8 protein-coding genes and 1 pseudogene are annotated in these 9,640 nt (G+C 35.5%); 3 read left to right on the top strand and 6 right to left on the bottom strand.

The window, feature by feature from the left end; genetic code table 11:
- Positions 1-54 precede the first annotated feature (54 nt).
- The 6 genes and pseudogenes from rbsU to parE all read right to left on the bottom strand — a co-directional run bounded on the left by rbsU (position 55) and on the right by parE (position 7,608).
- Entirely contained in the window at positions 55-948 is an 894-nt protein-coding gene (gene rbsU, locus FD26_RS10120; RefSeq protein ID WP_057868304.1) for a ribose/proton symporter RbsU, read from the bottom strand.
- A 167-nt stretch (positions 949-1,115) separates the two neighbouring features.
- Positions 1,116-2,054, bottom strand: a complete 939-nt coding sequence (locus tag FD26_RS10115) for a manganese-dependent inorganic pyrophosphatase (protein WP_057868303.1) — start codon at positions 2,052-2,054, stop codon at positions 1,116-1,118.
- A 24-nt stretch (positions 2,055-2,078) separates the two neighbouring features.
- Positions 2,079-3,038 (bottom strand): LysR family transcriptional regulator, encoded by a 960-nt coding sequence (locus FD26_RS10110; protein WP_082596289.1) that lies wholly within the window; start codon positions 3,036-3,038, stop codon positions 2,079-2,081.
- Between the two features lie 93 nt (positions 3,039-3,131).
- Positions 3,132-5,205, bottom strand: a pseudogene (locus tag FD26_RS10105) (DNA gyrase/topoisomerase IV subunit A); the annotation flags it as partial.
- A gap of 1 nt (position 5,206) precedes the next feature.
- Positions 5,207-5,594, bottom strand: a 388-nt coding sequence (locus FD26_RS11355) for a DNA gyrase subunit A (protein WP_275472407.1), incomplete at its 3' end; no start/stop codon positions are given.
- Between the two features lie 10 nt (positions 5,595-5,604).
- Positions 5,605-7,608, bottom strand: a complete 2,004-nt coding sequence (parE, locus tag FD26_RS10100) for a DNA topoisomerase IV subunit B (protein ID WP_057868302.1) — start codon at positions 7,606-7,608, stop codon at positions 5,605-5,607.
- Between the two features lie 210 nt (positions 7,609-7,818).
- Between parE and plsY the strand changes: the two genes are divergently transcribed.
- The 3 genes from plsY to FD26_RS11400 all read left to right on the top strand — a co-directional run bounded on the left by plsY (position 7,819) and on the right by FD26_RS11400 (position 9,617).
- The gene (plsY, locus tag FD26_RS10095; RefSeq protein WP_057868301.1) at positions 7,819-8,445 is read left to right on the top strand and encodes a glycerol-3-phosphate 1-O-acyltransferase PlsY; all 627 of its coding nucleotides are present in this window, start codon (positions 7,819-7,821) and stop codon (positions 8,443-8,445) included.
- 118 nt (positions 8,446-8,563) lie between these two features.
- Positions 8,564-9,265 (top strand): DUF3862 domain-containing protein, encoded by a 702-nt coding sequence (locus FD26_RS10090; protein WP_057868300.1) that lies wholly within the window; start codon positions 8,564-8,566, stop codon positions 9,263-9,265.
- A 226-nt stretch (positions 9,266-9,491) separates the two neighbouring features.
- Entirely contained in the window at positions 9,492-9,617 is a 126-nt protein-coding gene (locus tag FD26_RS11400) for a hypothetical protein (RefSeq protein WP_268750918.1), read from the top strand.
- Positions 9,618-9,640: the final 23 nt, after the last annotated feature.

Below are 9,640 nucleotides of genomic sequence, written 5' to 3'. Positions count from 1 at the left end.
GCCATCAACTTGATTTGACGAACAGCCAATTAATTTCCAGCGTGTTTTTTATTTTTATAATAATGTTGTTACACTTCCAGCAATCACGACCAAAACTAAGCCTGAAACGATAAAGGCCATTTCCTTTTTAGTTTTTCCTTCATGCAAAATATAAATACCGCCAAGTGTAGCAATAATAACATTCATCTGTGACAAGATAAATCCAGTTGCTAAACCATTAACTGAAGGTCTAGTTGAAATCAAATATGTCAAAGCTGCAAAGGCAAAGAAAAAACCACTAATAATATTAGTATAAGAACTCTTTGTCTTAAAAGGCTTTTCAGTTCGATTTTGTTTAGTAGCAACCGCAAATATTGTGGCTACGACAGCCATACCTAAGGCTTGGGGTAAGAAAGCTTGAAAACCATCTAAATGTTTAAATGCTTGAGGGAAAGCTGAGTAACCAAGATAACCAATTTCAGCAAAGGCAACTAGCACAACACCTTTAATCGCATTTACACCGCCATCTGACTTAGGCAATTTTTTTTCGCTATAGGTTGTTAGCCAAACACCGAAAATAATTAAAACAATAGCTGAAAAACCAATTAATTTAGACTTGCCTGAAGCCCACTCGCCTAAGACAATTACGCTCCAAAGAGAAGCTCCAATCAACTGAAAACCAGTTGAAATAGGCATTGTTCTAGAAACACCCATCTCTGAAAAGGCATAAAAAACTAAAATTTGACCAAGTGACCAAAAGGCACCTGACAAGAACGTGTAGAGAAATTGTTTACCAGTTAGAAATGGCGTCTGACGCACTACCGCCACAATAATAGCAAAAATCAAAGTACCATAAGTTGTTCCTAATATCTGATTTACTGGCTTGCCACCAAATTTACCAGTTATGATTGGGAAAAAACCCCATCCAATCATCGGCATGAGACCGATCAATAGATTTAATGCACTCATATTTAATAAAACTCCCTTATATATAAAAACTCACATGTCATACTTTAAAGGCCATCACCTAGCGGTCTTTTTTTGGACAATGCCAGTATTATACCAGAAAAGCGAATACGTTTTCAATAAGATAACGTATTCGCTTTCAATTATTTTATTCAATTATTCATAATTTATTAATTAAATTGAGCTGTCAATGGAGGAACAACTTGTTTCTTACGTGATACAACACCAGGTAAACTAGCTTTGTTATCGCTAACCTTAGTATCTAAGGCAGTTTCAAACTTAGCAACCGCATTATCATCACCGATGATAACACCAGTTGTATCGCTTGTAAGAATATTAGTAATCAAAAGTACAAATAAGTTGTAACCTTTGTCAGCATTTTCAGCCTTAATATCCTTAACAAAGTCGCTTTCACGTTTCAAGGTATCATTAACGTCAACAGTATTAACTTGGGCAACACGTACACTATTGCCATTCATGTCAAAGCTCTTAGCATCCATATCAATTAGTTCTTGAGTTGTTTTACTATCTAAATTAGTACCAGCTTTTAACATTTCAAGACCATATGTTTCATAATCAATATCAGCTGTCTTAGCAAGACTCTTTAAGGCATCACGGTCTTCGTCAGTTGTTGTAGGTGATTTTAGAAGCAAAGTATCAGAAATGATTGATGAAGCCATGATAGCAGCAATCTTAGCTGGAACCTCAACATCATTTTCATTATACATCTTCCAAACAATTGTACTTACACAACCAAGTGGTTCTGCACGATAATACAAAGGTAATTCAGTTTCAAAGTTAGCAATTCGATGATGATCAACAACGTGTGTAACTTCAACAGTATCAATATCTGAAACACTTTGTTGTCTTTCATTATGATCCACTAGCATAACTTTCTTAACTTCACCATTAATGGCTGAAATAATACGTGGATATTTTACATCAAAATGATCGTATACAAATTTTGTTTCTTCATTTGGTTCACCTAAGGCAACGGCCTCAGTGTTAAAACCTAATTGATTTTGTAAGTATGAATAAGCAACAGCTGCTGAAACAGCATCTGTATCAGGATTTCTGTGTCCAAAAACTAATTCTTTTTCCTTTGGCATGTGTACTATACCCCTTTATAAAATTTATCTAGAAGATTTAAGACGATCAATATAACTCATTTTATCTAAGAAATTTTCCCATTCATTCAAGAATTCTTGAATCCGTGGAATTTTTTCCTTATCTTCCCGATATATAAATGATAAATCACTTGATATAGCTGGTTCAAGTGGTGTTTGATAAAGTTTAAATTTCGATTGATGTGCGATGCAAAAACTCAACGGTAAAACCGTATAAACGTCTTCGGATTCTTGAGCAAATTTTAACAATTGCGATGGCGATGAGAATCTAGCCACAACTGTTGGAGCATCGACCAAGGCATCCCTGAAACGTTCTTTAACTAATTCAGAGAAATAATAAGTCTTCAAATAAGTAACCCAAGGCTTAGTAATTGCATCCTTATAAGAAACGGATTGACGCTTGCTAAACTTCTCATTGTTATGAATCAACATGATATTGTCACTAATAATCTTTTTAGACTTATAAATGCGCCAACTTTTAATATTTTTGTCAGGCAAATACATGATTGCAATATCAATCTTATTATTCTGAATATTGTCCCAAAGTTCTTTTCGAGTCAAAAGATTCAAGTCAATTACAACATTGGGATTAATGCGATTATATTCAACAATAAAGTCCTCAATAACAGCCGATTCAGCTGTTGATAATAAGCCAATACTAATAGTTCCACTTTTTTCAGAAGATTCTTGTTGTATCTGGTCAGTTACATTATTGATCAAATCGAACATCTTATGCGTTGCTTTGAGCAAAGATGTTCCTGCATCAGTCAAATAAATCTTCTTTCCGACGCTGTAGAACAAAGGTGCTCCTACAACATGTTCAATTTTTTTAATCTGTTGAGTCAAAGCCGGTTGAGTTATTCCTAATAACTGAGCTGTTTTAGTGTAACTCATATTTTTAGTCAGCTCGTCAAAATAATTCAAAGCTTTTGAACTAAAGACTCTTCTCGATTTTTCGTCCAGCAATAAAGAATCCTCCTAAATATTTATGAAAGTAAAAATTAATATAATCAATAAGGTAATAATACTATATAAAGCAAATCTTTGCTTCTGATATCCCTATTTTTCCTCAATTTTTTTCACAAATCTTACAGGAGTCCCATCTGTCTCTGGATCTAAAATAAATGAACCATTCGAATAACGATCGGTACTTTGATGATTAGAACGATCAATTTCAATTTCCTTATTAGTATCAGTAACAATTGATAAGGCCATTTCATTCGAAACATTCGTTACTAAGAGAACACGATGTGGTTGACGTTTTAACTCACGTAAAGTCAATACTCCACGACGTGCACGACTTGTTACAGGAATCTCAGATAGTTTCATTTGTTTATATGAACCACGTTGCGTCAACAAAGCAATTTTGTCATTTTCATCGCTTGCTAGGAAGTAGCCTGCCAATTTATCATCGTCTTTAAGACTGACGAATTTAACTCCCATAGCCTTACCGCTCACTACAGGAACTTCTTCAATTGGAAAGGCCGAAGCATAAGAATGTTTCGTAAAGACATAAACTAAATTTTTGGCATCTTTAGCTACATAATAAATATCCATTACACGAGCATCGGCGGATTTCAGCTTACAATACTTGGAAGCTCTAGACTTATAAGTTCTTCCTGGCAATAAATCACTGAAAGCTACTTGTTTAATATAATTTTCAGTTGTTGCAGCCAAGAAATTACCAGTTTCTTTTAAATCTTTAAAGACAAAAGCTTTTAAGATTGATTCATCATTTCCTAAACCAACCTCTTGAGACAAGTGAGAGCCAGTTTCTTTCCAGCGACTATCTTCAATCTCAAAAATTTGACGATAAATTAAATTCCCCTTATCAGTAAAGATGAATAAATGATCCAAAGTATTGACGTTTTCGTCAACAATAGGATAATCCTCATCTTTTAGACCATTATCACTATCGCTGGATGCTTGATATGAACGTAAACTACTGCGTTTAACATAACCATCGTGACTAACTAGAAGACGAACATCTTCACTAGCCACCATTACCCGAGTATCGACTTCAATTTCTTCAACTTTAGCTTCAATCTTGGTACGACGTTTATCAGCATAAGTATCGCGAACCTCTAAGATCTCTTTCTTAATCAAATTCATTAAAGTCGTATGGTCATCAATAATTTTGTTCAAAGAACTAATTTGATCACGTAAACCTTTATCCTCTTTTTCCAATTCCGTAACATCGGTATTAGTTAAACGATAAAGTTGCAGTGACACAATAGCTTCAGCCTGCTCATCAGTAAATTGATATGACTTAACCAAATTATTCTTAGCATCAGATTTATTCTTGCTGCCACGAATAGTTTTAATAACCTTGTCAAGAATCGATAAAGCTTTAATCAAACCCTCAACAATATGTAAACGTTTCTTAGCTTTCGTCAAATCAAATTGACTTCGACGTAAGACGACTTCTTTTTGATGTTCAATATATTCCTTCAGTATTTGAACCAAACCGACCTGCTGAGGACGCATGTCAGCAATGGCAACCATATTAAAGTTATAAGAAATCTGTAAATCAGTATTCTTAAACATATAATTAAGAATCCCATTGGCGTCAACATCACGTTTCAGCTCAATTACGATTGATAAACCTTGACGGTCACTCTCATCACGAACTTCAGCAATTCCATCAACCTTTTTAAGAACTCGAATTTCATCCATCTTTTTAACTAATTGAGCCTTATTAACTTCGTAAGGTATCTCTGTAATAACTATCTGTGATTTGTGTCCCCGAATCTCTTGAATCGCTGTCTTAGCTCTTAGATAAACTCGGCCACGACCAGTACGATAAGCATCTTTAATTCCAGCCTTGCCTTGTAAGATACCACCGGTAGGAAAATCCGGTCCCTTAACAATCTTCATTAATTCTTCAAGTGTAATATCTGGATTGTCAATCATTTTAACTGTAGCATCAATTACCTCACCTAAATTATGAGGCGGAATTTCAGTTGCATAACCGGCAGAAATACCAGTAGCACCATTGACTAATAGATTAGGAAAACGAGCTGGCAAAACTTTAGGCTCTTTTTCCGTATCATCAAAGTTCCATTCTTCGTCAACCGTATCTTTATTGATATCACGAAGCATTTCACCAGAAATTTTACTTAAGCGAGCTTCTNTTTTACTTAAGCGAGCTTCTGTATAACGCATAGCAGCGGGTGGATCACCATCCATAGAACCATTATTACCATGCATTTCAATTAGAGGAGCACGTAATTTCCAATCTTGAGATAAACGAACCATCGCCTCATAAATTGAAGAATCACCATGGGGATGAAAATTACCCATGACATTACCAACACCCTTGGCAGACTTTCTAAAGCCCTTATCAAAAGTATTTCCATCCAAAAACATTGAATATAAAATTCTTCGTTGAACTGGCTTCAAACCGTCACGAATGTCTGGTAAAGCTCTTTCTTGAATAATTGATTTTGAATATCTCGCAAATCGATCTCCCATGATTTTTTCGAGCGAGATATCTTGAATTTTAGGAGAATTTTCAGTCACTATTTATCACCTATTCCTTATTCAATAAATCGTCAACGATTTTACTGTCGATTGGATCAGTCTCATCATCGACTTTTTCCAAAATATTGTCCCCTTCTTCAGTACCATTGAAGCGAACATTTTCTTCAATCCAATCACGACGTGGTTTAACCTTATCTCCCATCAAAGTAGTAACTCGACGTTCTGCCAAAGCAGCATCATCAATATTAACTCGAATAAGGATTCGGTTCTCTGGGTCCATAGTTGTCTTCCACAATTGGTCGGCATTCATTTCACCTAAACCTTTAAATCTCTGAAGATCATAACCCTTGCCCATTTGCTTGATATCTTCCTGCAATTCATCAGGAGTCCATGCATATTTAATTTGAGTCTTGGCGCCCTTACCCTTTTGCAATTTGTAAAGTGGGGACAGAGCAATATAAACGTGACCTGACTCAACCAATGGTCGCATATAACGGTAGAAGAAAGTTAATAAAAGAATTTGAATATGAGAACCATCATCATCGGCATCGGTCATAATAATAACTTTGTCATAATTACGATTTTCTAATTTAAAGTCAGCTCCAACGCCAGCACCAATTGTATAAATCATGGTATTGATTTCTTCGTTTTTATAAATATCTTCTAGCTTAGCCTTTTGAGTATTCAAAACTTTACCACGCAATGGCAAAATTGCCTGAAACTTACGATCTCGACCTTGTTTAGCCGAACCCCCGGCTGAATCACCTTCGACTAAGAATAGTTCATTTCGATCAGAGTTCTTTGATTGAGCAGGAGTTAACTTACCAGACAACAAACCGTCAGTCTTTTTACCCTTCTTGCCACTTCGAGTACTTTCACGGGCCTTACGAGCTGCATCTCGAGCTTCTCGAGCCTTGAGGGCTTTCTTGACCAACATTTGAGCCTGTTCGCCGTTTTCCATCAAATAAAAACTCATCTGTTCATAAACTAATTGATCCACTGCTGAACGCGCTTGAGGCGTTCCCAGTTTTCCTTTAGTTTGACCTTCAAATTGAAGAATCTCTTCAGGTATTCTTACAGAAATGATAGCTGAGAGTCCTTCACGGACATCACTACCTTCTAGGTTCTTGCTGCTTTCCTTCAAGAGGCCAACTTTTCTGGCATAATCATTGAAAGCTTTGGTTAAACCAGACTTCATTCCGGCTTCATGCGTCCCACCATCAGCGGTACGGACATTATTAACGAAGGAAATAATGTTTTCTGAATAACCATCGTTATACTGACCGGAAAATTCAATTTCAATGTCGGAATTAGTGCCTTCAATATAAAAAATGCCACCTAAAGTATCCTTATCTTCATTCAAGTACTTAACAAATGATTGGATTCCGTCTTCATAATGGAAAATATCTTGTTTCTCTTCTTCACCACGTTTATCCGTGATAGTAAACTTAACACCTTTGAGCAAGAAAGCTGATTCTCTTAATCTTTCTGCCAAAGTGTCGTAGTTAAATTTAGTTGTTTGAAAAATTGAAGCATCAGGCTTAAAACTAATTGTTGTCCCGTTGCTCTCTTTAGTAGATCCTGTTTTTTTCAAAGTTCCAACCGGATGACCACCATTTTCAAAACGTTCCTCATAAACTTTATGATCACGAACAACTCTTACTGTCATCCATTCAGACAAAGCATTCACAACTGAAGAACCAACACCATGTAAACCACCCGAGGTCTTATAACTGTTCTCAGAGAACTTACCTCCGGCGTGCAGTACTGTTAGAATAACTTCAATAGTTGGCTTGCCTGAAGCATGCATCCCAGTAGGCATTCCTCGTCCATGATCAACAACTGTAATACTGCTATCTTTGTTAATCGTAACGTTGATTTCCTTACCGAAACCAGATAAAGCTTCGTCGACCGCGTTATCAACTATTTCATAAACCAAGTGATGTAATCCACGTGAATCTGTGGAACCAATGTACATACCGGGTCTTTTTCGTACAGCTTCTAATCCTTCTAGGATTTGAATTGACGAATCATCATAAGATGATTTTGGCATTTATATCATTCCTTTTTCATTTACTGCTAAATCAATATTCTAGTATTATAACACTATTCACGATATACGAATATGTGTTCGTATTCAAGAGAAATCTTTTAATTTTAGGTAAAATAGTGGATAATGTCTAGGTTGGTATTTATAATTCTTTTAAAAACACCATAGAGTTACAATATACCAAAAAAATAAAGCTAAGAGAGTGATTTTTTAATGAAACTTCTCATTTGTGCAATTTTAGCCTATTTAATAGGCTCATTTCCAACCGCATATATCGTCGGTAAAGTATTCTTTCACAAAAATATTTTTGATTACGGTAGTGGCAACGTTGGAACAACCAATGCTTATCGTGTCTTTGGTAAATTTGCCGGAACTGTCGTTTTAGTAGTCGACATTCTCAAAGGTACCCTAGGTGCCTTGATGCCAGTTTTCTTTGGATTAGATCGACACTGGATCTTGTTTATTGGTATCTGTGCTGTTATCGGGCATTGCTTCTCTATTTTCTTGAAATTTAGAGGTGGCAAAGCCGTCGCTACCAGTGCTGGAATCTTACTAGCATACAGTCCCCTACTATTTGTAATTTGTTTTATCTTTCTAGCAATTATTGTCTATACGACTAGCATGGTCAGCGTTGCCAGCTTAACAACGATTCTTTTCTTTACCATTGCTACTTTATTCATGCACGATTGGATTTTAACTACAGTAGCGGCTATTGTAACAGTTATTATCTATGTACGTCATATCCCTAATATTAAGCGACTGTTAAAGGGACAAGAAAATTTAGTATCAGTTGGTTTACAATATAAAAAACAACAACGAGTCAAAAAAAATCAAAAATAACTTTTAAAACATAAAACTAAAATTAGTTTTATGTTTTTTTATCGTTATAGTGTTTCTTTCAATAAGTTACTGATAAAATAGGAGTTAAAAGCGCTGTCACATACGGGGAGGCTTTATCATGTATAACGGCAATTTACCTACTAGAGCTGAATACAGACGTTCGCACAAAACACTAAAGAAACATTTCTATAAAAGATGGTGGTTCTGGACTATCATTATTATCTTACTCTTAGCTGGCGGTGGCATCTTAGGGATGCAGATGACCACAACTGGTCCTTTCACTCAAACTGAAAAACAAACCACCAAGAAAAAACCTAAAACTAAGAAAAAAGCTACTACCAAAACTGGAGTAACTTTAGCCCAATATAAGGGAATCTTTTTAGATCAAAACAGTGGGACTCCCAGTGCAACCGTCGAAAGGCTATTAGGTAAACCATCTGCTACTTCTACGACTACTAGCCAGGATTCAAAAACTGAACTAGATACTTGGAATAAAATTCAAAATGGTCAATTAGGATCAAATTTAAAGGTTACCTTTGCTAGCGGTCATGCTATCAATAAGGCCATTACAGGTATCAAAGTCAAACGTTCCAAAACACTAGGAATGGACGAATACAGTTCTGTTCAAAATGGTCAATCAGAAGCCGTCATTATGGCTAACCTAGGTCAACCAAATGGTTATCGAGAATCAATTGTCGATGGTAAAAATGTTGTTGAGTTAACCTACTCTTCTGGCGTCTCTGGTGCTTCAGGAGCCAATTTTATTGTTAATTTGACTGATGGTTCAGTTAGTGGCAAAAGTCAAACAGGAATGAAATAACAAGTGTTAAATACAATAAGGAAATCTATGAGAATGATAGTAAAACTCATAAATTTCCTTATTTTTGTAAATAATAAATGTCTCAAAAATATACAGTACTTTGATAAATTCTTACGATATCACTAAAAGTAGTATTATATTTATTAGAGATGTCATCATATTATTACGAATGATTCGATTTTAATAAAGAAACAAAATTTGAAATTATAAGGATGGGGACTTTATTATGATTATCAGACTCCTTGGCTGGGCCCTAGTATTGGTTGTTATCGTAGCAATTGTAGGTTTTATCAGTAACTCAAAACAATTTGGAACAAGTTTATTAACTAAAAAAATGGGAATTTACAGGTAGCGTCAAGAATCTTGTGTAAATGA

The organism is Companilactobacillus crustorum JCM 15951, from assembly GCF_001434585.1.
Taxonomy (GTDB): Bacteria; Bacillota; Bacilli; order Lactobacillales; family Lactobacillaceae; genus Companilactobacillus; species Companilactobacillus crustorum.
Note: the sequence above shows the minus strand (reverse complement) of the source record. Positions and strands in the feature narration are given on the sequence as shown.

Excerpts from the sequence above, each read along its gene's own strand:
- rbsU (WP_057868304.1), bottom strand. The coding sequence starts at position 948 with ATGAGTGCATTAAATCTATTGATCGGTCTCATGCCGATGATTGGATGG.
- FD26_RS10115 (WP_057868303.1), bottom strand. The coding sequence starts at position 2,054 with ATGCCAAAGGAAAAAGAATTAGTTTTTGGACACAGAAATCCTGATACA.
- parE (WP_057868302.1), bottom strand. The coding sequence starts at position 7,608 with ATGCCAAAATCATCTTATGATGATTCGTCAATTCAAATCCTAGAAGGA.
- plsY (WP_057868301.1), top strand. The coding sequence starts at position 7,819 with ATGAAACTTCTCATTTGTGCAATTTTAGCCTATTTAATAGGCTCATTT.
- FD26_RS10090 (WP_057868300.1), top strand. The coding sequence starts at position 8,564 with ATGTATAACGGCAATTTACCTACTAGAGCTGAATACAGACGTTCGCAC.
- FD26_RS11400 (WP_268750918.1), top strand. The coding sequence starts at position 9,492 with ATGATTATCAGACTCCTTGGCTGGGCCCTAGTATTGGTTGTTATCGTA.